This is a genomic window from Cupriavidus sp. FW305-F7 (assembly GCF_058782875.1).
Genome location: NZ_JBYSYC010000046.1, coordinates 1 through 22692, shown reverse-complemented (window position 1 = coordinate 22692; position 22692 = coordinate 1). Strand labels below are relative to the sequence as shown.

20 protein-coding genes and 1 pseudogene are annotated in these 22692 nt (G+C 66.9%); 17 read left to right on the top strand and 4 right to left on the bottom strand.

The features are described from left to right. The first annotated feature begins 1 nt into the window (after position 1). The 6 genes and pseudogenes from AC3WL8_RS31770 (at position 2) to AC3WL8_RS31745 (ending at position 7775) form a co-directional block, all read left to right on the top strand. On the top strand, positions 2-3844 hold the full coding sequence (locus AC3WL8_RS31770; protein WP_492379634.1) for a pilus assembly protein: 3843 nt from the start codon (positions 2-4) through the stop codon (positions 3842-3844). Further along, positions 3841-4296 (top strand): type IV pilin protein, encoded by a 456-nt coding sequence (locus AC3WL8_RS31765; RefSeq protein ID WP_153953703.1) that lies wholly within the window; start codon positions 3841-3843, stop codon positions 4294-4296. The genes AC3WL8_RS31770 and AC3WL8_RS31765 overlap by 4 nt, the downstream gene beginning before the upstream one ends. Beyond that, entirely contained in the window at positions 4296-4829 is a 534-nt protein-coding gene (locus AC3WL8_RS31760) for a GspH/FimT family pseudopilin (protein ID WP_492379633.1), read from the top strand. The genes AC3WL8_RS31765 and AC3WL8_RS31760 overlap by 1 nt, the downstream gene beginning before the upstream one ends. 550 nt (positions 4830-5379) lie before the next feature. Then, positions 5380-5926 (top strand): annotated as a pseudogene (locus AC3WL8_RS31755) (GspH/FimT family pseudopilin). Positions 5927-5978: 52 nt separating this feature from the next. Further along, the gene (gene ribD, locus AC3WL8_RS31750; protein WP_013957638.1) at positions 5979-7094 is read left to right on the top strand and encodes a bifunctional diaminohydroxyphosphoribosylaminopyrimidine deaminase/5-amino-6-(5-phosphoribosylamino)uracil reductase RibD; all 1116 of its coding nucleotides are present in this window, start codon (positions 5979-5981) and stop codon (positions 7092-7094) included. 60 nt (positions 7095-7154) lie between these two features. Continuing rightward, positions 7155-7775 carry a riboflavin synthase gene (locus tag AC3WL8_RS31745; RefSeq protein WP_492379632.1) on the top strand — a complete coding sequence of 207 codons (621 nt, stop codon included), beginning with the start codon at positions 7155-7157 and terminating at the stop codon, positions 7773-7775. 9 nt (positions 7776-7784) lie between these two features. On the opposite strand, the gene AC3WL8_RS31740 is transcribed toward AC3WL8_RS31745, so the two are convergent. Then, positions 7785-8027 carry a hypothetical protein gene (locus AC3WL8_RS31740; protein ID WP_492379631.1) on the bottom strand — a complete coding sequence of 81 codons (243 nt, stop codon included), beginning with the start codon at positions 8025-8027 and terminating at the stop codon, positions 7785-7787. A gap of 467 nt (positions 8028-8494) precedes the next feature. Here AC3WL8_RS31740 and AC3WL8_RS31735 point away from each other — a divergent pair, with 467 nt between their 5' ends. The 7 genes from AC3WL8_RS31735 to AC3WL8_RS31705 all read left to right on the top strand — a co-directional run bounded on the left by AC3WL8_RS31735 (position 8495) and on the right by AC3WL8_RS31705 (position 13457). Then, the gene (locus tag AC3WL8_RS31735) at positions 8495-8791 is read left to right on the top strand and encodes a hypothetical protein (protein ID WP_013957641.1); all 297 of its coding nucleotides are present in this window, start codon (positions 8495-8497) and stop codon (positions 8789-8791) included. A gap of 19 nt (positions 8792-8810) precedes the next feature. Further along, positions 8811-9398, top strand: coding sequence for a hypothetical protein (locus AC3WL8_RS31730; RefSeq protein ID WP_492379630.1), 588 nt, complete (start codon positions 8811-8813; stop codon positions 9396-9398). Further along, positions 9395-9640 (top strand): hypothetical protein, encoded by a 246-nt coding sequence (locus tag AC3WL8_RS31725; protein ID WP_013957643.1) that lies wholly within the window; start codon positions 9395-9397, stop codon positions 9638-9640. The genes AC3WL8_RS31730 and AC3WL8_RS31725 overlap by 4 nt, the downstream gene beginning before the upstream one ends. A gap of 295 nt (positions 9641-9935) precedes the next feature. Beyond that, positions 9936-11045 (top strand): bifunctional 3,4-dihydroxy-2-butanone-4-phosphate synthase/GTP cyclohydrolase II, encoded by a 1110-nt coding sequence (gene ribBA / locus AC3WL8_RS31720; protein ID WP_013957644.1) that lies wholly within the window; start codon positions 9936-9938, stop codon positions 11043-11045. A 72-nt stretch (positions 11046-11117) separates the two neighbouring features. Beyond that, positions 11118-11618: a 6,7-dimethyl-8-ribityllumazine synthase gene (gene ribH, locus AC3WL8_RS31715; protein ID WP_013957645.1), complete on the top strand. Its 501-nt coding sequence runs from the start codon at positions 11118-11120 to the stop codon at positions 11616-11618. Continuing rightward, complete coding sequence (gene nusB / locus AC3WL8_RS31710; RefSeq protein WP_013957646.1) at positions 11611-12129, top strand: transcription antitermination factor NusB; 519 nt, start codon at positions 11611-11613, stop codon at positions 12127-12129. The genes ribH and nusB overlap by 8 nt, the downstream gene beginning before the upstream one ends. 146 nt (positions 12130-12275) lie before the next feature. Then, positions 12276-13457, top strand: coding sequence for a pyridoxal phosphate-dependent aminotransferase (locus tag AC3WL8_RS31705; protein ID WP_492379629.1), 1182 nt, complete (start codon positions 12276-12278; stop codon positions 13455-13457). A gap of 74 nt (positions 13458-13531) precedes the next feature. Here the strand turns inward: AC3WL8_RS31705 and AC3WL8_RS31700 are convergent, their stop codons facing one another. Beyond that, entirely contained in the window at positions 13532-14590 is a 1059-nt protein-coding gene (locus AC3WL8_RS31700; RefSeq protein ID WP_013957648.1) for a lytic transglycosylase domain-containing protein, read from the bottom strand. A gap of 647 nt (positions 14591-15237) precedes the next feature. On the opposite strand from AC3WL8_RS31700, the gene ubiD reads away from it, so the two are divergent. Both ubiD and AC3WL8_RS31690 read left to right on the top strand, forming a co-directional pair. After that, positions 15238-16767, top strand: a complete 1530-nt coding sequence (gene ubiD / locus AC3WL8_RS31695; RefSeq protein WP_011615865.1) for a 4-hydroxy-3-polyprenylbenzoate decarboxylase — start codon at positions 15238-15240, stop codon at positions 16765-16767. 108 nt (positions 16768-16875) lie between these two features. Continuing rightward, on the top strand, positions 16876-18900 hold the full coding sequence (locus tag AC3WL8_RS31690) for an acetoacetate--CoA ligase (RefSeq protein ID WP_492379628.1): 2025 nt from the start codon (positions 16876-16878) through the stop codon (positions 18898-18900). Positions 18901-18933: 33 nt separating this feature from the next. Here the strand turns inward: AC3WL8_RS31690 and AC3WL8_RS31685 are convergent, their stop codons facing one another. Then, entirely contained in the window at positions 18934-19587 is a 654-nt protein-coding gene (locus tag AC3WL8_RS31685) for a glutathione S-transferase family protein (protein WP_013957651.1), read from the bottom strand. Between the two features lie 252 nt (positions 19588-19839). Here AC3WL8_RS31685 and AC3WL8_RS31680 point away from each other — a divergent pair, with 252 nt between their 5' ends. Then, a complete protein-coding gene (locus AC3WL8_RS31680; protein ID WP_211980075.1) occupies positions 19840-21054 on the top strand; it encodes a polyhydroxyalkanoate depolymerase in 1215 nt (404 codons plus the stop codon). A gap of 77 nt (positions 21055-21131) precedes the next feature. Continuing rightward, the gene (locus AC3WL8_RS31675) at positions 21132-22034 is read left to right on the top strand and encodes an aldose epimerase family protein (RefSeq protein ID WP_492379627.1); all 903 of its coding nucleotides are present in this window, start codon (positions 21132-21134) and stop codon (positions 22032-22034) included. Positions 22035-22049: 15 nt separating this feature from the next. Here the strand turns inward: AC3WL8_RS31675 and AC3WL8_RS31670 are convergent, their stop codons facing one another. Next, positions 22050-22427: a DUF5594 family protein gene (locus AC3WL8_RS31670; protein ID WP_211980077.1), complete on the bottom strand. Its 378-nt coding sequence runs from the start codon at positions 22425-22427 to the stop codon at positions 22050-22052. Positions 22428-22692: the final 265 nt, after the last annotated feature.

Below are 22692 nucleotides of genomic sequence, written 5' to 3'. Positions count from 1 at the left end.
AATGAGCCGCATCCGGAAATTCCTGTTCGCGGCCATGGCTGCGCTTCTCAGCCTGCCCGCCGGCGCGTTGCTTGCCGCGACAGAACCGAGCAGCCTCGCGACCGTCAAGATCGCGCAGGCACCGCTGTACGGCCGCAATCAGAATATCCACCCCAACCTGCTGCTGACGCTCTCGGTAGAGTTCCCCACGGTTGGGGCAGCCTATCGCTCCGGCACGTATTCACCGGCCACCGAATACATCGGCTACTTCAATCCGCTCAAGTGCTACAACTACAGCGGGGGCGACAGCAACGGCTATTTTGTCATTGCTGGCGATGCCAACACGGCCGATCACACATGCGCGGGCCAGTTCAGCGGCAACTTCATGAACTGGGCCACGGCCTCGGCCATCGATATGCTGCGATACGCGCTGACCGGGGGCGACCGCGTGGTTGACACCGCCACGCAGACCATCCTGCAACGTGCCGTGCTGCAGGACAGTTTTTTCAACAGCAGCTCCTACTTCCCCCGCAAGACTTACGACAAGGCGTCCTCGGTCACGCCTTTCACCAGCCGGACCCTTTACATCACTTCATGCGGCAACAAGGTGTTCTTCGGGGACAGCACCGAATCCGGCGCCAGCTGCGCGAGCCCCGGCAAGTACAAGAACCAGGGCACCTACCTGGTACGGGTGCAAGTCTGCGATGCAAGCGAAGCCAAGTCCCGCACCGATCTCTGCAAGCTGTATCGCACCGGGTACAAGCCGGCTGGTGAAATGCAGCGCAACGCCGACAAGGTCCGCTTTGGCGCGTTTGGCTATCTGAACGACAGTGCCAATACCCGTTATGGCGGTGTCTTGCGCGCGCCCCTGAAGTATGTGGGGCCAAACACTGTCGACAGCAATTTCAATCAAGCCAACAACCTGCGCCGGGAATGGGATGACGACGGCGTATTCATCCAGAACCCCGAGAGCGCGTCAGAGAACATCAGCGGTGTCATCAATTACCTGAATCAGTTCGGGCGTTCCGGCGCCTACAAGTCATTGGATCCCGTCGGCGAACTCTACTACGAGAGCATCCGCTACCTGCAAGGCCGACAACCAACGCCCGAAGCCATCGACAACGCCAGCGCGTACAAGGATGGATTTCCGGTCTACACGCAATGGACAGACCCCATCCTTGCCAGTTGCCAGAAGAACTACGTCCTTGCCATTGCCGATATCAACACGCACTGGGACCGATACATCCCTGGCAACGGCAGGACGACCTACCTCTCCGGTGGCAAGCCGGTCTCTGCCAACGACCCGGCAAGGCCGGCAGACGCGATGTCGAAATTCAGCAAGTACAGCTTCGATGTCATGACCTGGACGCAGGCGGTGGCCGATCTTGAGAGTTCGGGAACATCCGGCAACAGCCGCCCCGATGCCTCGCTCGCCAACCTGGCTGGCGCCGACACCGGCTCCAGCGGCCACGGCACCTACTATATGGCCGGCGTCGCGTATTGGGCCCATACCTACAGCTTCCGCCCGGATATGCCGGAATTGCGCGTCACCACGTTCAGCATCGACGTCAATGAGAACGGGAACGGCAGCGTGGGCGATGAACAGCGCCGCAGCCAGATGTACCTGGCGGCAAAGTACGGCGGCTTTGACGACCAGAACGGTGATGGCAATCCGTTCCGCACCAAGGGGGCCAGCGGCACCACCGTCACCAGCAATGCCGAATGGGAATCGTCGGGCGGATCGAATGTCCCCGCCAACTGGTTCTTGGCCGGGCAGCCGGCCGCCATGATTGCTTCCATCAAGAAGGTCTTCGCGCAAATCGTCAATGCGGCCGGCACATTGTCTGGCGTGGCACTGACCTCTTCCCAGGTCGCGAGCGACACCCTCCTGTTCACCCCCGGATTCGACCGGCGCTGGAACGGGCGCCTGTCGGCACTGGCGGTGACCAATGATCCCAACACCGGCGTTCAGATCTCCAACACCGAAACCTGGGAGGCCGGCAAGGTGCTGACTGCGCGCACCGCTGCCCGCAATCTGCTGACCTGGGTCCCGTCGGGCACGGCCGACAATGCAGGAACCGGCGCGGGTGCGGGCGCCACCTTCGAATGGAAATCTCTCAACGCCGCGCAGAAGGCCGCACTGAAGATCGTGCCGACAGAGACTGACACCGTAGCCCAGAGCCGGCTCAGCTACCTGCGTGGCGAGCGCAGCCAGGAACAAGCCACCGGCAGCACGGGGACCATGCGCTTGCGCGACTCACTGCTGGGCGACATCGTCAATTCGGGCCCCGTCTATATGGCGGCCCCGTCCGGGACCATCGCGGAAAGCGACTACACCACGTTCTACAAGGCCCACAGCCGGCGTACTGCCGCCGTATTTATCGGCGCCAACGATGGCATGCTCCACGCCTTCAATGCGGCCAATGGCTCTGAACTGTTTGCCTACGTGCCAAACGCAGTGTTCGCCAACCTGGCCCAGCTGACCTCGCCGAGCTATATCCATCGGCCGTACGTGGACGCCACGCCTGCCGTGGCGGAAGCCAGGGTGGGCAACGCCTGGCAGACCGTGCTGGTCTCTGGCATGGGTGGCGGCGCGCAAGGCCTCTTTGCGCTGAATGTCAGCGATCCTGCCAGCGTCGGAACCGGCAATGTATTGTGGGAGTTCACGGATAAGGATGATGCCGACATGGGCAACGTCATGTCGCCGCCCCAGATCGTCAAGCTGTTTGCCGGCAAGGACTCCGACAACAAGCCTGTGTACAAGTGGTTTGCCATGACGGGCAACGGCCTGAATGCCAACGATGCGGATGGCACGAGCAATCCGGCTGCGCCTTCGGTGCTGTTCATCGTGGCACTGGACAAGCCGGCCGGGACGCCGTGGCAACTGGGCGTCAATTACTGGAAGATCTCGATGGCAGCGGACGCCACCGCCAGCATTGCCAACGGGCTGAGCTCGCCGGCGCTGGTGCGGCTGACCGACGGGCAGACCGTCGCCGCCTACGCCGGCGACCTCCAGGGCCGCCTCTGGAAGTTCATCCTGAATGGCGGCCCATCCACCTGGAACGCTGCCGGGGCACTACCCTACTACGGCGGCGGCAACTACGGCCGGCCGCTGTTCCAGGCCCGCGATGCCAGCGGAAAACCGCAGCCGATCACGGTCCAGCCCAAATGGGTCTACGCGCCCGGAGGCTATATGGTGGTGTTCGGCACCGGGAAGTACCTGGAGCCTGCCGACACCATCACCACCGGCACGCTGACCCGGAACGCCATGTACGGCATCTACGATGCCGGAGGCTCCCAGTCGATTGCAGACCGCAGCATGCTGAACCCGGTCACCTTGACCCGCAACAGCAAGGGCGCTTACGAATATTCGTCACGCAGCTATAGCCTCGGCTCAAAGACGGGACAGAAGGCGGGGTGGTACTTTGATTTCCCGGGCAACGGAGAACGCCAGGTCACCGCGCTCGTGCCGGCTTACGGAAAGATCTGGTTCAATTCGCTGATGACCGGTGATGACCTTTGCGGTGCCTCCAGCAACAGCGGCCGCTACCAGATCAATGCGCTGACCGGCATGCCCGCCACGGGGACATCGACCGGCGATCCCTCCACCTTCGGCATCCTGGGTGCGCCGGTGCTGATCCAGACCAGGACCACGGTGGATCCGCAACGCAATGCTGTCGGCCAGATCACTACGCTGAAGTTCATCGACGTGTTTTCGTTCGGCGCATCGGGTGGCGGCCGCAGCGCAGGCGCGTCGTTGTCCAGCAGGCCGCTTGTGTCCGGCAAGACGGCCACCGACGGGGGGCATCCCACCACCGGGCGCCTTGGCTGGCGCGAGATTCGCAATTTCGGAGCCGCAAAATGAAACGCTGCCACCGTCACTGGCGTCACCACGCCAGCGGCTTCACGCTGATGGAGATGCTGATTGCCATCGCCATCCTTGGCATCCTCGCCGGCATTGCGTATCCCAACTACGCTGAACATGTTGCCCGCGGGCGCCGCACCGAAGCCAAGGCCGCACTGATGACGGCCATGCAGGCACTGGAGCGTCGTTACGCACAGGCCAACTCCTACGTCGACCCCGCCGACAGCACGCGCGCCTGGCGCGGCTTCCCGCAAACCTCGGAAAGCGGCAACTACACGATCGCATCCGGCGCGTGCACGGGCCTGGCATTCAACGAATGCGTGCAGGTCAGCGCCACGCCCGTCATCGCCGACAACCGGTGCGGCACGCTGCTGCTACGCAGCACCGGCGAGCGTGGCGTGCTGATCAACAATGTCACCGCCTTCGCGAACCTGCCCCAGGGATGCTGGTGATGCGCGATCAATCCCCCCAACCTCAGACCGGGTTCACGCTGATCGAACTGCTGGTCACACTGGTCGTGCTGGCCATCCTCGCCGGCATGGCGGCACCCGCCTACACTTCGTTCATTCAGCGCAACACGCTTGCCACTGAAGCGGACGCGCTGGCTTCGTCGCTTTCCCTGGCACGGGCCAGTGCGCTATCGCGCAATAGCTGGGTCACCGTGGCGCCCGTCAGCAATGACTGGCACAACGGCTGGACTGTCTGCCTGAACCCCAATCGAAACGCGGACTGCACTGGCCAAACCGCGCTGGTTCAGCATGTCCCCTCCGCCCAGGGATTGACTGTAGCGTTCTCCAGCACGCCGCAGTCGGCGGTCCTCTCCTATTCGCCCGTAGGCTATACACGCACGCTGGCGGATGCGATGCAGTCTGCCCAGGTGCTGATGGGACTGGGCACCGGCAACCAGAAACTCATCGATATCAGCCAGTTGGGCAGGGTCCGCGTATGCGCGCCCGTGACGACACAAACCTCGGTGTGTCAGTAAGCGAGGCTGCTTGGTAGCTGTTCCCAGGAAGACCGAAACAACATTCTGCAAATCCTTCACGCTTAGGCACGTATTCGCCTGCTCGCGACAGCTAGTCTGACGGTCCCTGCCAGTCTCGGTGACCGCCCATAAGGCGCCGACCCCAACACCCGGCGCCGGCGCCGCCGTCGCAGGCGCTGCCATCGCGATTCCCGTGTGGCACGGCCACATGATGCAGGGATGGCGGGCGCAGGCGCGTACCGCACTGACCGAGGGAATGCTGCAACTGGAGCGCCACGCCGCCGCCATGACGTTTGCCGCCGAGCCCGGTGCCGAAGTGGCCGCCGGGGAATGGCCACTTCCCGTACCCGCTGCCGGCACCGTGCGTCATATCGTGACAGCCGCGGCATACCCGCAGGCCGCCCTGGATACCTGTGTTGAATTACATGCCGTCCCGCAGTGGCCCGACCCGGAGTGCGGCGTGCTGATCCTGCGCAGCACTGGACAGTGGCTGGCGCTGCCCGAAGGTGAAGCCGTGCCGCAGCCTCTTCCGTCCATTGCTGAAGGCGCGATGGCCCGCCACGCACTCCGCCGCCGCCATGGCCTGACCCTGGCCGAGCTGCTCGCCGGCCTGGCCATCCTGGCATTGCTGGCGGCGGCATCCTATCCGGCGTTCAGCGGCCTACTCGCCCGGCAACAGGTCACACCTGCGGCCGACCGGCTGGCGGCGTCGCTGGCGCTGGCGCGGGCCACCGCACTGGCGCGCCGCCTCGAGGTGACGCTGCAGCCGCTGCCGGGCGAGGCGACGCTGGGCCCCGGCTGGCAACTGGTCACGGCAGACGGCGACGCGGAGCGACGCGCGGTGCTGTCCGTGGTCGAACCGGGCATGCCCTGCCTGTGGGTGACGGCGCCAGACCGCCCGCGGCACGAATGTGCTGAAATTCCTGCCTGTGGGATACTCTCGATCTGAGCAGGGCGGTTTCCAGGCCGCCACTTTCACGCTCGGCTGCCGTGGCGAGCAGCGGCAAGTCAGGCTGGGCGCGCAGGGACGTATCCGACTCTGCACACCCGGCCGCGACGCTGACTGCGATGCGACGGAGTCCTCCGGACCACCATAACCCGGCAGCCCTGTATTCCAGATCGCTGCGCCAAGGCAAACGCAACCGCCGAATGTTTTCCGATACCGACCACGCCGCCATGCAACAGGCCCTTGCGCTCGCCGCGCGGGGCATGTTCAACACCACGCCCAACCCGCGCGTCGGCTGCGTGCTCGTCAAGGATGGCCAGGTCATCGGCCAGGGGTTCACCCAGCCGGCCGGGCAGGATCATGCCGAGATCCAGGCGATGAAGGACGCGCTGGCGCGCGGGCTGGACCCGGCCGGCGCCACCGCCTATGTCACGCTGGAGCCGTGCAGCCATTTCGGGCGCACGCCGCCGTGCGCCGATGCGCTGGTGCGCGCGGGCGTGGCGCGCGTGGTGGCGGCCATGGAAGACCCCAACCCTTCGGTGTCCGGGCGCGGCCTGCAGCGGTTGCGCGAGGCCGGCGTCGACGTGCGCTGCGGCCTGCTGGAAAAGGAAGCGCGCGACCTGAATATCGGCTTTGTCTCACGCATGACGCGCGGGCTACCGTGGGTGCGCGTCAAGGTGGCGGCATCGATGGACGGCGGCACTGCGCTGCATGACGGCACCAGCCAGTGGATCACCGGCCAGGCCGCGCGCGACGACGGCCATGCCTGGCGCGCACGTGCGTGCGCGATCCTGACCGGCATCGGCACCGTGCGCGACGACAACCCCGCGCTGACGGTGCGGGCCATCGCCACGCTGCGCCAGCCGCAGCGGGTGCTGGTCGATTCGCGGCTGGAGGTCCCGCTGGACGCGCGGATCCTGACGCCGGACACTGGCGAGTTCGCCAAGCCGGTGCTGGTGTTCTGCGCGGTGGAGGACCGGCAGCGCCAGCGCGCACTGGAAAGCCGTGGCGCCGAAGTCGTGGTCCTGCCCAACCCGCACGGCAAGGTCGAGTTGCGCCGCATGCTGGAAGAACTCGGCCGGCGCGGCATCAACGAGCTGCACGTGGAGGCCGGCTTCAAGCTCAACGGTTCGCTGGTGCGCGAGCACTGCGCCGACGAGCTGCTGATCTACCTCGCGCCCAAGCTGCTGGGCGATGCCCAGGGCATGTTCAACCTGCCGCCGCTGGCGCGGCTGCAGGACGCCGCGCAGTTCCGCTGGCATGAGATCCGGCAGATCGGCGACGACCTGCGGCTGATCGCCCGGCGCAACGACGCGTAGTGCGACACACACCGGCACCGCGTATCCAGATTCCAAATACCCTAAGCAGAAGACACCATCATGTTTACAGGCATTGTCGCGGCAGTCGGCCGCATTGAATCCATTACCCCGCTGGGCGCCGCCGATGCCGGCGTGCGCTTGCGCATCGCCGCGGGCGGACTGGACCTGTCGGACGTCATCATCGGCGACAGCATCGCCATCCAGGGCGCCTGCATGACCGTGATCGCCATGGCGCCCGACAGTTTCGACGTCGAAGTCTCGCGCGAGTCGCTGGACAAGACCGTGGGGCTGGAGAGCACCGGCCGTGTCAACCTGGAAAAGGCCCTGCGCCTGGCCGACCGCCTGGGCGGCCACCTGGTGTCCGGGCACGTCGACGGCCTGGGCGAAGTCGTGCACTTCGCCCCGGTGGGCGAATCGCATGAACTGCGCATCCGCGCCCCGCGCGAACTGGCACGCTACCTGGCCTACAAGGGCTCGGTCGTGGTCAACGGCGTGTCGCTGACCGTCAACCGCGTCAATGACGAAGCCGATGGCTGCGTGTTCTCCATCAACCTGATCCCGCACACCGTGGAAGTCACCACGCTGCAGGAACTCAAGCCGGGCGTGCGTGTGAACCTGGAGATCGACCTGATCGCCCGCTATGTGGAGCGGATGCTGTCGACCGCGCAGGCCCCCGCGTAATACCGCGGGCTACTTGCCCTCGTCGGGCACGTTATAGGCCTCGCGCAGCTTGTCGGTGAAGGGACGCAGCGCTTCCACGCAGGCGCTGCTGTTGCCGCCCTCCATCGTGGACAGGCTCCAGTTGCAGCCGCCGGTGTCCGGCGCGTGCCAGACCACATCGCCAAAGCAGGCGCCCTCGCAAGCGGCGAACTTCGACTGCTCGGCGCGTACCAGGGCACGCAGTTCGGCCTTGTTCTTGATCTGCCTCGACATCTTTGTCTCCTTTGTTGTGCAAAGTCCGCGGGCGCGATCGGGCTAGCGCCCTGATTTGAAGTCCGAACCGCCGCCTGCCAGCGCGGCGGCATTCAGGGCGGAGCGTGCCCTTTTGTCCCGAGCATACGCTGACAACCCCCTCCTGTGGCAATTTGCTTGCGCTGTCGCCCCCCGGGGAAGGTGCGCCGCGCGAGGCCCGGCGGCTTTGTTGTAAGTCAGCTGGTTCCTGCAACGCCCTAGGCCTAGAATGGTTAAGCAGCGCTTGCAGTCCATGTATGCCCACAGGCGCTCGCCACTCGTTCCCGGGCCTCCCCCCTCGACAACGTCTAGCACTGGTGGCTGCTGAAGCCACTCACGGGGACCACCTGGACCTTCATGCACCCCTGCCCGCCGCGCCGCGCGCTCGTCCGCGAGCTGGCGCCCCCGCCGTTGCTTTCGATTGCCGGCCGGATTGCTGCCCGGCACCCATGAAGGAACTCACTGTGCCCGATCCCACCGCCAGAATCCTGTATCAGCGACTTCCGGCCACGCGCCTGCTGCGTGACCGGCATCCCACTGCGCCGATGCGCGCGCGCCTTGGCTTTGTGCGCCTGGCCGCGACCCACCTGCACCGTGCCGTCACGCTGCTGATCGACTGGGACCAGGCCGTGGGCGACGGATGGCCGCGGCTGCAGCCACCGTCCTCACCCCTGGCGAAGACATTCCGGCGCCCCGGCGCCCGGCGTTTCGCAGGCTTTCCGTGGTCCAGCGGCAAATGGACCTGACACCAAGCGAGGCATCACCATGCTCACCCTACTGTATTTCCGGCTGAACGACATTGCCGCGGCAAGGCGCGCGCACGCGCAGCTTGGCGAGCTGGCCGCGACTCTCGCACGCATCGACGGGCCTTGGTTCTTCCTGCGCGACGACCAGCCGGCCGAAGGCCTGCCCTCGCCCCACGCGGCGCAGATCACCTATCGCAATGAAGTCGCGGCGGCCGGCCTGGTCGCCGGCGCACTGCTGGTGGCCTGGATCGTGTTCCGCTACGGCACGCCGGCCAACGCGGCCGCCGGCTTCATGGCCTACCTCGGCGGCATGGCGCTTGGCGCCGTGATCGGCCGGTGGCTGGGCAGCGTGATCGGTGCCGGGGTCATGCGCGGCGGCCTGAGGCGGCAGAAGCGGCAAATGACGGCAGGCCAGCTGATGATGATCTGCGCGTGCGACCCGCACGCAAAGGGGCGGCTCTGCGAGATCGCCCAGGATGCCGGCGCCGCCGCCATTGACACACAGCATAGCCGGCTGCACCTGCGCGGCTGGCTGACGGACCGCCACTGGCCCGCATGGCTTTCAGGCCATGGCCAGCGTGCAGTCCCACAAAGGAAACAAGCATGAGCGAAAGTTTTTTCTATCAGCATTGCCACGTCGTCGTGACACTGGCCGAGGTCACCTTCGGCAAGTGGGAATGGGCCTATGCGCTGGACGCGCATGCCAGGTTCACCAAGCCCAACGCCGGCTTCCTCACGCGCGAGCTCGCGCTGGCTGACGCGACCCGCGCGGCCAGGGCGCGCATCGCCAGGACCTCGCGGCTGCGCACCGCAGGCCACGACGCCACACCGCTGGCCGTCGCCGCATAGGCCCCAGCCGAGCCTGGCGCCGGCGCCCTGCCGGCAACGGGGCGGCTCATGCAGCACCGCACTCCTCACCCGCTTCAGGCAGGCGCCGTACTTTCCGGTGCCGTCGCCTCCCGCATTGCCTGCCTTGGCGTACAATACCCGGCTTGACTGGGCGACCTGCCGGGCGTATATGGCCTGGCCGGCCCGGCCCGACGCCCCGCCTCAGTCCGGCCGCTTTCAACCGCGGCCATGGTTCCTGCCCCAGCTATTCGCCGGTTTTTCGCTCGATTCGCCCCAATTTGCCGTTCAGCACGCCATGAAAATCGCCCGTACCGAAGACATCATTGCCGACATCCGCGCCGGCCGCATGGTCATCCTCGTCGATGAGGAAGACCGCGAGAATGAAGGCGACCTGGTGCTGGCTGCCGATTTCGTCACACCGGAAGCGATCAATTTCATGGCCAAGCACGGCCGCGGGCTGATCTGCCTGACCCTGACCGCCGAGCGCTGCCGCCAGCTGGACCTGCACCCGATGGTCAGCCGCAACGGCACCCAGCACGGCACCAACTTCACCGTGTCGATCGAGGCCGCCGAAGGCGTGACCACTGGCATTTCCGCCGCCGACCGCGCCCGCACCGTGCAGGCCGCCGTCGCCCGCGACGCCAAGTCGGCCGACCTGGTCCAGCCCGGCCATATCTTCCCGCTGACGGCCCAGCCCGGCGGTGTGCTGATCCGCGCCGGCCATACCGAGGCCGGCTGCGACCTGGGCGCGCTGGCAGGCCTGACGCCAGCGGCCGTGATCTGCGAGATCATGAAGGACGACGGCACCATGGCGCGCCTGCCGGACCTGATCGAGTTCGCGCAGGAACATGACCTGAAGATCGGCACCATTGCCGACCTGATCCACTACCGCAGCCGCACTGAGAGCATTATCGAGCGTGTGGGCGAGCGCGACATGCAGACCCCCTACGGCACCTTCCGCAGCATCGCCTACCGCGACAAGCCCACCGGCCAGGCGCACCTGGCGCTGGTCAAGGGTTCGCCCGCGCCGGACCAGGAAACGCTGGTGCGCGTGCACGAGCCCTTCTCGGTGCTGGACCTGCTGGAAGTGAAGCGCACCACGCACTCGTGGAGCATCCCCGCCGCGCTGGAAGCCATCGCCGGCGCCGATAATGGCGTGGTGGTGCTGCTGAACTGCGGCGACTCGGCCGACCAGCTGTTCACGCAGTTCAGCGCGCTGGACGCGCCGCAGTCGCGCCCGCGCCGCAAGCCGGACCTGCGCACCTACGGCATGGGAGCGCAGATCCTGAAGGACGTCGGGGTGGGCAGGATGCGCGTGCTGGCGTCGCCGCAGCGCATGCCCAGCATGACCGGCTTCGACCTCGAAGTCACCGGCTACCAACCCATGAACGGCCAGGCCGACTGAGCCTGCGCCACCCGAACACCCCGGCAGCGCGCACCAGCGCCGTTGCCGCCCCGAAAACTGGAGAACTGAACAATGGATCACGGCTTCTACCCCAGCAACCTCGACGGTGAAGGCCTGCGTATCGGCATCGTGCAGGCCCGCTTCAACGAGCCGGTCTGCGCCGAGCTGCTCGAAGCCTGCGTGGCCGAGCTGGAAAAGCTCGGCGTCGAGGGCGAAGACACCCTGGTGGTGACCGTCCCCGGCGCGCTGGAAATCCCGCTGGCGCTGCAGAAGATGTGCGAGAGCGGCCAGTTCGACGCCCTGGTCGCACTGGGCGCCGTGGTGCGCGGCGAGACCTACCACTTCGAGCTGGTCTCGAACGAGTCGGGCGCCGGCATCACCCGCGTCGGCCTGGACTTCAATGTGCCGATCGCCAATGGCATCCTGACCGTGGATACCGACGAGCAGGCCCACGCCCGCACCCGCGAGAAAGGCCGCGACTGCGCCCGCGCCGCGGTGGAGATGGCCAACCTGGTCGTCGCGCTCGATTCGCTGCGTGGCCAGGAAGATGAAGACGAGGACGACGATGAGTGATACGTCGAACACCCCCGACAACGACGGCGGCAAGGCAGCCGGCGGCAAGCCCGCCGCGGCCCGCACCGAGGCCAAGGCGCCGCCCAAGAGCGCGCGCCGCCGCTCGCGCGAGCTGGCGCTGCAGGGCCTGTACCAGTGGCTGCTGAACCGCAACGACATCGGCGCAATCCAGGCCCACCTGCATGATGCGCAAGGCTTCAACAAAGCCGACCGCGAGCACTTCGACGCGCTGCTCAACGGCGCGGTGCGCGAAGAAGCCCGCCTGACCGCCGCGTTCGAGCCCTTCCTGGACCGCACCGTGAACGAGCTGTCGCCGGTGGAGCGTGCCGCCCTGCTGGTCGGCAGCTATGAGCTGGTGCACTGCCTCGACATCCCGTACAAGGTCGTGATCAATGAAGCCGTCGAGCTGACCAAGACCTTTGGCGGCGTCGAGGGCTACAAGTACGTGAACGGCGTGCTGGACAAGCTTGCCGCCCAGGTGCGCGCGGCCGAGGTCGCGGCGCGCCGCTGAGTTGCCAACCGAGCCGCCCGCGGGCCGGCCCACGCCATCACGGCTGGCTTGCGCCGGCAATGATGCAGACGACACCCGCCCCGGCGGGTGTTTTCATTCCTACCCACCCTCTTGCTGAACGGGCCCCAGGCCCGTCCCGGACCACCATGGACACGCAGCACCTGGCCACCGCCTCCCGCCTCGCCAATATCGACGCCTTCCACGTGATGGAGCTGGCCAAGCAGGCCGCCGCGCTGGAGCGCGCCGGCCGCCACATTGTGCACATGGGCATCGGCGAGCCGGACTTCACCGCCGCCGAGCCGGTGGTGCGCGCGGCCGAAGCCGCCATGCGCCGCGGCGTCACGCAGTACACCGGTGCGCTCGGCATCCAGCCGCTGCGCGAGGCCATCGCCGGCTATTACAAGACGGCCTACGGGCTGGATATCCCGGCCCGGCGCGTGATCGTCACGGCCGGCGCCTCGGGCGCGCTGCTGCTGGCGTGCGCGGTGCTGGTCGAGATCGGTGCCGAGGTGCTGATGCCCGACCCCAGCTACCCGTGCAACCGGCACTTCGTCGCCGCCTTCGACGGCGCCGCGCGCATGATCCCGAGCGGCCCGGCCGAGCGCTTCCAACTGACCGCCGCGCAGGTCGAGGCCAACTGGGGCGAGCAAACGCGCGGCGTGCTGCTGGCATCGCCCTCCAACCCGACCGGCACCTCGATCCTGCCCGACGAGCTCGCCCGCATCCTGCGGGCCGTGCGCGCGCGCAACGGCTTTGCCATCCTCGACGAGATCTACCAGGGGCTGTCCTATGACGCCCCGCCGGTCTCGGCACTGAGCCTGGACGAGAACGTGGTCACGGTGAACAGCTTCTCCAAGTACTTCAACATGACGGGCTGGCGCCTGGGCTGGCTGGTGGTGCCGGAGGCGCTGGTGGACGCCTTCGAGAAGGTCGCGCAGAACCTGTTTATCTGCGCGTCGGCCGTGGCGCAGTACGCCGCGCTGGCCTGCTTCACCCCCGAGGCCCTGGCGATCTACGACGAACGCAAGGCCGAGTTCCGCCGCCGCCGCGACCTGATCGTGCCAGCGCTGGAGACACTTGGCCTGCGCGTGCCGGTGCGTCCGGACGGCGCCTTCTATGTCTATGCCGACTGCCGCGGCGTCAACCACCCCGCCGCCGGCGATGCCGACCGGCTGACGCAGGCGATGCTGCACGATGCGGGCGTGGTCATGGTGCCGGGGCAGGATTTCGGCCCGTATACGGCGAAGGACTACATCCGGATCTCGTACGCGACCTCGCGCGAGAACATCGAGGAGGCGATGGCGCGCCTCGGCAAGCTGTTCCGCTGACCGGCCTCTGCCGCGGCTGAAGCAGGCAAAAGAAAAGCACCCCGCGGGGTGCTTTTCTGATTGGCGATCCGCGCTCAGGCGTTGTGCGGACCGTTGTTCGCTTCCAGCTTCTCGCTCGGAGCCAGGTGCTCGGCAGGGGCCTTGACCTCGACCGGCTTTTCGGCGTTGGCGGGCGCGTTGCGCACGCCCAGCAGCTGGCGCAGGCGGGCGCGCTCGGCCAGCACCTTGGCGCCGTAGCCGCCATCGGTGGCCGTGGTGGCACCGACGTAGTACTTCAGGCCGCCTTCGATCGAGCCAGCGCGGGCGATGCAGTCCTTGAGCACCAGCGCGCCGATCTTGATATTGGCGTACGGGTTCAGCGCCGCGGCAACGCCGCCGACGGCCTCGTACTTGTCCTGGTGGACCTTGGTCATGACCTGCATCAGGCCCTGCGCACCCACGCCGCTTTCAGCGTACGGGTTGAAGCTGGACTCGATCGCGATCACGCCCAGGATCAGCAGCGGGTCGATACCGACCTCGCGGCCGGTCAGGTAGGCCGCCTTCACCAGTTGCGCGGTGGCCTGGGCCGCCACGCGGTACTTGCGGGCGATGTAGTCGGCCACGGCCGCCTGTTCGCGGGCGGTGCCCAGCGTGCTGGTGCTGCGGGCATCCATCGCCACGCGCGTCACCGGGATCTGCGCGGCCAGGTGCGCGACCGACGGCACCTTGGCGGCAGCCGCCAGGCTCCATTCGTCCACGCCCGACACGGTCGGCAGGCCACCCTTGCCAAAGGCAAGCTTGGCCGCAGCGACGTCCGCCGAATGCGGCGGCACGGCAGTGCTGGCCACGGCAGGCGCGGCCGACATGGCGGCGCCAACCAGCACTGCGGGTGCTTCGTCACCCGCCAGCAGCGCGGCCAGCGTGGTGCGCCATTCCTGGCTCAGCGACAGCGACACGGCCGAAACGACCGCGACCACGCCCAGGCTGTTCAGGGCGTACTTCAGCGTTGTGCGGCCACCGCGCAACGCGCGGCCCGCGACCGGATGCGCGAGACGGACCTGCAATGCCCGACTCACTCCGGGTACCGGCTGTCGGAGACGGACCTGCAAGGCCCGCCCGATGCCGGGAAGATGAAGGGTTTTCCAACCGCTCATGCTTACCTCCATCCGTTGCCCGCTTCGCGCGCCCGACTGCGGCACGCGCCCGATCTCAACGTACTCAAGTAAGGATGCCGCGCCGTCTAGCAGTGACGACCAAGCATCTGTTGGCAGGCGCTCCCCGTGCGCCCAACTGGAAACAGGCTACGCTCTGGGGGAGCGCATCCTGCCACGACTAAACTCACTACGCTCCGGCAAGTCGCCGGAGGCGACCGGCCGGCCCGCTTGCATTCGGGCCTGACCATCGGTCTTTGCTGGAGGGACTTTCTGGCACATTTACTTGATGTGCACCCCTTGACACAGGGGGAAATTCCATGTTGCGACGCAACACTCCATGGAGCAAGACCGGATTGTAGGAACGGTGTTATATCCCGTCAAGAATAATAACTTCGATTTCTACTACTTATAGTTATTTGTAACAATGGTTGCCATGTCGGCATCGGAGCACCCGATTGCCCGCAAACGCAGGCCTGGCCTTGGCTGGTCGCTCGGAAAAGTACGCTGTCAGCGACAAAAAACTTACAATTTGCGCGGCTTGGTTTTGATGATTTTTTTGCCGCGGCGCCGGTGAATGTGTATCGTCACCGACTTGGACGCCGCCTTGCGGACGCTTTCCCCCGCCCCGCACCACAACAGAATTCACTATGCAATACAAAGACTTGCGCGATTTCATCGGCCAACTCGAAGGCATGGGCGAGCTACGGCGCATCGCCCGGCCGGTCGCGCCCAACCTGGAAATGACCGAAGTCTGCGACCGGCTGCTGCGCGCTGGAGGCCCCGCGGTCCTTTTTGAGAAACCTTCCGGAGCCAGCACCGATGGCGGTATCTATAGCGTCCCCGTACTGGCCAATCTGTTCGGCACGACACACAGAGTCGCACTTGGCATGGGCGCCGAATCGATGGAAGACCTGCGCGACATCGGCCGGGTCTTGTCAGCACTGAAGGAACCGGAGCCGCCGCGCGGTTTGCGCGAGGCCGGCAAGCTGTTCACGCTGGCCAAATCTGTGTGGGATATGGCACCAAAGCGCGTCAGCAGCCCGGCCTGCCAGGAGGTGGTGTGGGAGGGCAACGACGTCGACCTGGCGCGCCTGCCGATCCAGACCTGCTGGCCCGGCGACGCTGCGCCGCTGATCACCTGGGGCCTGGTGGTGACCAAGGGCCCGCACAAGAAGCGCCAGAACCTGGGCATCTACCGCCAGCAGGTGATCGGTCGCAACCAGGTCATCATGCGCTGGCTGGCACACCGCGGCGGCGCGCTCGATTTCCGCGAGCATGCGCTGGCCAACCCCGGCAAGCCGTTCCCGATCGCGGTAGCGCTGGGCGCCGACCCCGCCACCATCCTGGGCGCGGTGACGCCGGTGCCCGATACGCTGTCCGAGTACCAGTTCGCCGGCCTGCTGCGCGGCAGCCGCACGGCGCTGGCCGGCTGCCTCACGCCGACGCTGTCCGAGCTGAGCGTGCCGGCCTCGGCCGAGATCGTGCTGGAAGGCCATATCCAGCCCGACCCGAACCACCCCTCCGGCTACCAGCATGCGCTGGAAGGCCCGTTCGGCGACCACACCGGCTATTACAACGAGCAGGACTGGTTCCCGGTGTTCACCATCGACCGCATCACCATGCGGCGCGACCCGATCTACCACTCCACCTACACCGGCAAGCCGCCCGACGAGCCGGCGGTGCTGGGCGTGGCGCTGAACGAAGTGTTCGTGCCGCTGCTGCAGAAGCAGTTCCCGGAGATCACCGACTTCTACCTGCCGCCCGAGGGCTGCAGCTACCGCATGGCGCTGGTGCGCATGAAGAAGCAGTACGCCGGCCATGCCAAGCGCGTGATGTTCGGCGTGTGGAGCTTCCTGCGGCAGTTCATGTATACGAAGTTCATCGTGGTGGTCGATGACGATGTCGACGTGCGCGACTGGAAGGAAGTGATCTGGGCCATCACCACCCGGGTCGATCCCAGCCGCGACACGGTGCTGGTCGACAACACCCCGATCGATTATCTGGACTTCGCCTCGCCGGTGTCGGGCCTGGGCTCCAAAATGGGCATCGACGCGACCGACAAGTGGCCGGGCGAGACCACGCGGGAATGGGGCACGCCGATCTCCATGGATGCCGCGGTCAAGGCGAAGGTCGACACCATGTGGGAAAGCCTGTTCGAGCGTCCGGCCGGCAACTGAACCTAAGGGCCGTTATCATGGCAGGCTGATGCCAGCTGCCGCCACAGGCGCCCGGCATACCCATCGCCACCATCCGATGCCCGCGACAGACGGGCCCGAGGAGGAGACATGAGCACCCCCGCCCCTCTGACCGAAGGGAACCTGATGTGGACGCCCTCCGCGGCGTTCCGCGACAGCAGCCAGGTCGCGCGCTTCATGCACTGGCTGCGGGCCGAGCGCGGCCTGGCCTTTGACGACTACGACAGCCTCTGGCAGTGGTCGGTCACCGAGCTGGAAGCCTTCTGGGACGCCGTGCGCGCCTATTTCGACGTACGCTTCGACACGCCCGCCACGCAGGTGCTGGACCGCCGCACCATGCCGGGCGCGCGCTGGTTCGAGGGCGCCACGCTGAACTACGTGCAGCAGGTATTCCGCCACGCCGGTACGGGCAGCGCCCGCCAGCGCGCCGCGATCCGCCATGCCGGCGAGGCCCAGCCGCTGGCCGATCTCAGCTGGGACACGCTGCAAGCGCAGGTGGCGTCGCTGGCGCATGCGCTGCGCCAGATGGGCGTGCAGCGCGGCGACCGCGTTGCCGGCTACCTGCCTAATATCCCCGCCACCATCGTCGCCTTCCTGGCCACCGCCAGCCTGGGTGCGGTCTGGTCGGGCTGCGCGCCGGACATGGGCCAGGTGGCGGTGATCGACCGCTTCCGCCAGATCGGGCCCAAGGTGCTGATCGCCGTCGACGGCTACCGCTATGGCGGCAAGGTCTACGACCGCACCCCGGTGCTTGCCGACCTGATCGCCGCCCTGCCCTCGCTGACCGACCTGGTGCTGGTGCCGCAGATCGGCAGCCCTGCAGCGCCGCCTGCCGGCGTGCGCGCGCATGCCTGGCAGGAGGTGCTGGCGCACGACGTGCCGCTGGCGATCGAGCCGGTGCCGTTCGACCATCCGCTGTGGATCGTCTATTCGTCCGGCACCACCGGCATGCCCAAGCCGATCGTGCATGGCCATGGCGGCATCGTCATCGAGCAGCTCAAGCTGATGGCCTTCCATAACAACCTGGGCCCGGACGATGTCTTCCACTGGTACAGCAGCAGCGGCTGGATCATGTGGAACGCGCAGGTGGCCGGGCTGCTGCTGGGCACCACCATCGCGCTCTACGACGGCAACCCGGCCTGGCCCGACGCGGGCGTGCTGTGGCGCTTTGTCGACGACGCCGGTGTGACGCTGTTCGGCGCCGGCGCGGCCTTCTTCACCAACTGCATGAAGGCCGGCATCGAACCTGCACGCATCGCCGACGTGTCGCGCCTGCGCGGGCTCGGCTCGACCGGCTCGCCGCTGCCGGTGGAAGCCTACGACTGGATCTACCGCCATGTGCGCGAAGACATCTGGCTGGTGCCGATGTCGGGCGGCACCGACTTTGCCGGCTCCTTCGTCGCCGGCTGCCCGCTGCTGCCGGTCTATTCCGGCGAGATGCAATGCCGCTGCCTGGGCGCCAAAGTGGAGGCCTTCGACGACAACGGCCAGCCGCTGCTCGACGCGGTGGGCGAACTGGTCTGCACCGAGCCGATGCCGTCGATGCCGCTCTACCTGTGGGGCGACGCCGACGGCAAGCGCTATCGCGACAGCTATTTCGACACCTATCCCGGCGTCTGGCGGCATGGCGACTGGATCAAGATCACAAAACGCGGCGGCGCGGTGATCTACGGGCGCTCGGACGCCACCATCAACCGCCACGGCATCCGCATGGGCACCAGCGAGCTGTACCGCGTGGTGGAAGACCTGCCGGAAGTGCTCGACAGCATGGTGGTCGACCTGGAATACCTGGGCCGCGAATCCTATATGCCGCTGTTTGTGGTGCTGCGCGAAGGCCTTGTGCTGGATGATGCGCTGCGCGACACCCTGCGCCTGCGCATCCGCGAAGCGCTGTCCTCGCGCCACGTGCCCAACGAGATCGTGCAGGCACCCGGCGTGCCGCGCACGCTGTCGGGCAAGAAGATGGAAGTGCCGATCAAGAAGCTGCTGCTCGGCCATGCGCCGCAGGGAATCGCCAACCGCGACGCGATGGCCAACCCGGACACGCTCGACTGGTACTTCGACTATGCCGAGCGCTTCCTGAAGGCACGGCAGGCCGACCCCGCCACGGCGTAACGCCGGCGGCCGCGGCGGTTGCCAGCGAGGACATCAGAACTCCACATCGAGTTCGCTGATTTCGTCGGGTTCCTCGCGCGCCGCCGCGATCCACTCCTGCAGTTCAGGCATCGACAGGATCTGCTTGCAGTAGGCAACCGGCACGGGATCGAGCATCACGCCATAGGTGACAAAGCGCGTCACCACCGGCGCGTACATGGCGTCGGCCATGGTGCGCGTGCCGAACAGGTAAGGCCCGCCATAGCGCGTCAGGCATTCGGTCCAGATCGCCGTGATGCGGTCGATGTCCGCCTGCGCACGCGACCACACCTTCATCCCGGGGAAATGCCCCTTCAGGTTCATCGGCAGCGCCGAACGCATCGCGGCAAACCCGGAATGCATCTCGCCGCAGATGGCGCGGCAGTGGGCACGCGCGGCGCGGTCTTCCGGCAGCAGGCCGGCCTTGGGGTGGATTTCGTTCAGGTATTCGGCGATAGCCAGCGTGTCCCACACCGTCACGCCGTGGTGGCGCAGGCACGGCACCAGGATCGACGGGGACAGCAGCAGGATTTCCGCACGCGCCGCGGCGTCGTCCGGCGGCACCACCACTTCTTCGAATTCCAGGCCGGCAAAGCGCGCCAGCAGCCAGCCGCGCAGCGACCATGAGGAATAGGTCTTGCTGCTGATGGTGAGTGTGGTCTTGGACATCGCGCCTCCTTTACTGCTTGTTGCCGCTCGTGGCCGCGCACCTATGCAGTGCATCCGGCAGGCACCAGTCTGAAGCCGCTGCGCGCAATGCGCCGCGAAGCGGCGCCACGCCCATGCGCCAGGCGCATGCCTCGCTACTTGCGCGGCATCGTCCGCCCCGCTCACCGCACAAAGCGCAAGGCGCGTGCCAGGTCTAAACTGATGGCATACATATTGCGGCTGGCAAGTACCAGAATAGCGGGGAGCCGAGCCATGCTGTACCACGCCTACCAGATCTACGCGGACATGATACTGCCGGCCTGCACGCTGGCGGAGTTGGCTGCCGCGACGCTGGCGGCGAATCCCAGGTCCGGCGGTTTCGATGCGGTGCCCCGCCTGCGCGCCGCCTGCGAGCTCATCGCGCTGGTGCGGCTCACACACCACCGGCCGGCCTTCGGCATCGACCACGCCACCGTCGGCGGACAGCCGGTGCCGGTCACCGAGGAAGTCGTCGCGCGCACGCCGTTCTGCTCGCTGCTGCACTTCCGCCGCCACGGCATCGTCGGCCAGCCGCGCGTGCTGCTGGTGGCGCCGATGTCCGGCCACTTCGCCACGCTGCTGCGCGGCACGGTCCAGACCATGCTGGCCGACCACGACGTCTATCTCACTGACTGGCACAACCCCCGCGACATTCCGCTGCTGGCCGGGCGCTTCGGCTTCGATGAATTCGTGCAGCACCTGATCGGCTTCCTGCAGACGCTGGGCGGCGGCACGCATCTGGTGGCGATTTGCCAGCCAACCGTGGCAGCGCTGGCGGCGGCCGCACTCATGGCCGAGGACGAAGACCCTGCCCAGCCGCCCAGCCTGACGCTGATGGCCGGCCCCATCGACGCGCGCGTCAATCCGACCAAGGTCAACGTGCTGGCCATGAGCCAATCCCTCGAATGGTTTGAGCGCACCTTGATTGGCATGGTGCCGCTGCGCTTTGCCGGCGCGATGCGGCGCGTCTACCCGGGCCACGTGCAGCTGCTGGCCTTCATGAGCATGAACCCGGAGCGGCACGAACAGGCGCTGCGCGAGCTTTACGCCCTGCGCGAGCGCGGCGAGCACGACAAGGCCGACGCCATCCGCGACTTCTACATCGAGTACTTCGCCACCATGGACCTGACCGCGGAGTTCTACCTGGAAACCGTCAGCCTGGTATTCCAGCGCTTCCTGCTGGCCCAGGGCCTGCTTGACGTGAGCGGTCGCCGTGTGTGCACGCGCGCCATCCACCGCACCGCCCTGCTGACCGTGGAGGGCGAGCGCGACGATATCTGCGCCATCGGCCAGACCGTGGCGGCGCAAGACCTGTGCGCCAGCCTGAGCCCCTACATGCGCATGCATCATGTGCAGACCGGAGTCGGGCACTATGGCGTGTTCAACGGCAGGCGATGGGAGACGCAGGTGTACCCGCTGGTGCGCAACACCATCTACACCAGCAGCTAGGACGGCAGCGCGCTGGCCTGGCTTATCATGGCAGCTGCGCCGGGCGGCACGCGAACGGCGCGGCACCAACGATCAACATGCCATTGCTTCCGACACAAGACTTCCAGGGCCAGCCACTGGTCCGGATCGGCGCTGCCGACACGTTCCTGCTGCTCGCCCCGCAACACGGCGGCCGGCTGGTCCGCTGGGTGCACCGCGGACAGGACATCCTCTACTGGCCGGACGCCGCCGACTGGTCCCGCCCGGCCAAGGTCCGCGGCGGCAACCCGCTGCTGTTTCCGTTTATCGGCCGGCATTTTGCCAATGGCAATCCCGGGCAGTGGCGCGACGGACAAGGGACGGTGCACACGCTGGCGCAGCACGGCTTTGCGCGCGACCTGCCCTTCGACGTGAGCGCCATCGACGCACAAGGCGCGATCACGATGACGCTGCGCGACAGCGATGCAACGCGCGCCGGCTACCCCTTTACATTCGCCTTCGACGCCATCTACCGCTTGCTGCCCGACGGCCTCGAGGTCACACTGCGCACCACCAGTACCGGCACGCAGCGCCTGCCCTGCTATCCCGGCCACCATTTCTATTTCGCGCTGCCGCACGCGCAACGTGCCACCGCATCGCTGGCATTGCCGGGCACGGACCGCATGCGCCAGCTACCCGATGGCAGCCCCGGGCCCGCAGAGCCAGGCGAGACGACTTACCAGCTGGACGATCCACGCCTGCAGGACACGTTCCACGTCTTCCGCGACAGCCCGTCCGCCACGCTGGCGATGCCAGACCGCCGCGTCACGTTCGAACTCGACCTCGCCGGCAGCGCGCCATGGCATGCCGTGACGACCTGGTCCGAAAACGAAACCTCTGACTTCTATTGCGTGGAACCGTGGGCAGGCCTGCCCGACGCGATCCACCACGGCCAGGGGCTGCGCTGGATCGCGCCGGGGCAAACGGAAAGCGCGGTATGCCGGCTGCGGGTGGCTGGCTGAGCCAGTGCACCAGGCTCAGTGCTCGAATTCCAGCCCGCCGATCAGGATCGCCGGGTCAGCCTGCGATAGCGAGCGGAAGTCGATCCCGCGCGGTTCCTGCCAGGCGCGCAGTTTGGCCGGCAACGCCGCCAGGTAACCGGCAAGGCGCACCTCGCCACCCCCCGCGAACAAGCGCTGCACCTCCAGCCCATCCCACGCCAGCGTGATATCCAGCGCATAAGGGTGGCGCCGCAGGTCCGGCGGACCCTCCCCGGTCACGCGCAAGCGCGGCGGCCGGCCGGGGGCCTCGGCGGGCAGGGAGTGGAGTTGCAAGCGCCGGTCATGCTGGCCAATCGCGGCGGCGATGCGCGGCACGCATTCCGCTTCAAAGCGGGCGAAGAAATCGGTGGTCAAGGTGGCGGCGTCCTGACGTTGCGAGTTGGAATGATGGCGGCACACAGCCGTGCGCCATCGTGCCAGCCGCTACACGCCAGCCGGCGTCAGGCTGGCCGGTACACCCAGCAGCCAGGTGAGTGGCTCCACATCGCCCTAGTAGCACTGGTGACCCAGGGCTCCATATTCCCCTTACCTTTAAAAGGTTATAAAAGGCCTTTTAGGTAGGCTACGTGTTCCAGCCGTTGGAAGGCCGGCTGTGCCAGCTATCCCCTGGGGATAGCTG

Excerpts from the sequence above, each read along its gene's own strand:
- AC3WL8_RS31770 (WP_492379634.1), top strand. The coding sequence starts at position 2 with ATGAGCCGCATCCGGAAATTCCTGTTCGCGGCCATGGCTGCGCTTCTC.
- AC3WL8_RS31765 (WP_153953703.1), top strand. The coding sequence starts at position 3,841 with ATGAAACGCTGCCACCGTCACTGGCGTCACCACGCCAGCGGCTTCACG.
- AC3WL8_RS31760 (WP_492379633.1), top strand. The coding sequence starts at position 4,296 with ATGCGCGATCAATCCCCCCAACCTCAGACCGGGTTCACGCTGATCGAA.
- ribD (WP_013957638.1), top strand. The coding sequence starts at position 5,979 with ATGTTTTCCGATACCGACCACGCCGCCATGCAACAGGCCCTTGCGCTC.
- AC3WL8_RS31745 (WP_492379632.1), top strand. The coding sequence starts at position 7,155 with ATGTTTACAGGCATTGTCGCGGCAGTCGGCCGCATTGAATCCATTACC.
- AC3WL8_RS31740 (WP_492379631.1), bottom strand. The coding sequence starts at position 8,027 with ATGTCGAGGCAGATCAAGAACAAGGCCGAACTGCGTGCCCTGGTACGC.
- AC3WL8_RS31735 (WP_013957641.1), top strand. The coding sequence starts at position 8,495 with ATGAAGGAACTCACTGTGCCCGATCCCACCGCCAGAATCCTGTATCAG.
- AC3WL8_RS31730 (WP_492379630.1), top strand. The coding sequence starts at position 8,811 with ATGCTCACCCTACTGTATTTCCGGCTGAACGACATTGCCGCGGCAAGG.
- AC3WL8_RS31725 (WP_013957643.1), top strand. The coding sequence starts at position 9,395 with ATGAGCGAAAGTTTTTTCTATCAGCATTGCCACGTCGTCGTGACACTG.
- ribBA (WP_013957644.1), top strand. The coding sequence starts at position 9,936 with ATGAAAATCGCCCGTACCGAAGACATCATTGCCGACATCCGCGCCGGC.
- ribH (WP_013957645.1), top strand. The coding sequence starts at position 11,118 with ATGGATCACGGCTTCTACCCCAGCAACCTCGACGGTGAAGGCCTGCGT.
- nusB (WP_013957646.1), top strand. The coding sequence starts at position 11,611 with ATGAGTGATACGTCGAACACCCCCGACAACGACGGCGGCAAGGCAGCC.
- AC3WL8_RS31705 (WP_492379629.1), top strand. The coding sequence starts at position 12,276 with ATGGACACGCAGCACCTGGCCACCGCCTCCCGCCTCGCCAATATCGAC.
- AC3WL8_RS31700 (WP_013957648.1), bottom strand. The coding sequence starts at position 14,590 with ATGAGCGGTTGGAAAACCCTTCATCTTCCCGGCATCGGGCGGGCCTTG.
- ubiD (WP_011615865.1), top strand. The coding sequence starts at position 15,238 with ATGCAATACAAAGACTTGCGCGATTTCATCGGCCAACTCGAAGGCATG.
- AC3WL8_RS31690 (WP_492379628.1), top strand. The coding sequence starts at position 16,876 with ATGAGCACCCCCGCCCCTCTGACCGAAGGGAACCTGATGTGGACGCCC.
- AC3WL8_RS31685 (WP_013957651.1), bottom strand. The coding sequence starts at position 19,587 with ATGTCCAAGACCACACTCACCATCAGCAGCAAGACCTATTCCTCATGG.
- AC3WL8_RS31680 (WP_211980075.1), top strand. The coding sequence starts at position 19,840 with ATGCTGTACCACGCCTACCAGATCTACGCGGACATGATACTGCCGGCC.
- AC3WL8_RS31675 (WP_492379627.1), top strand. The coding sequence starts at position 21,132 with ATGCCATTGCTTCCGACACAAGACTTCCAGGGCCAGCCACTGGTCCGG.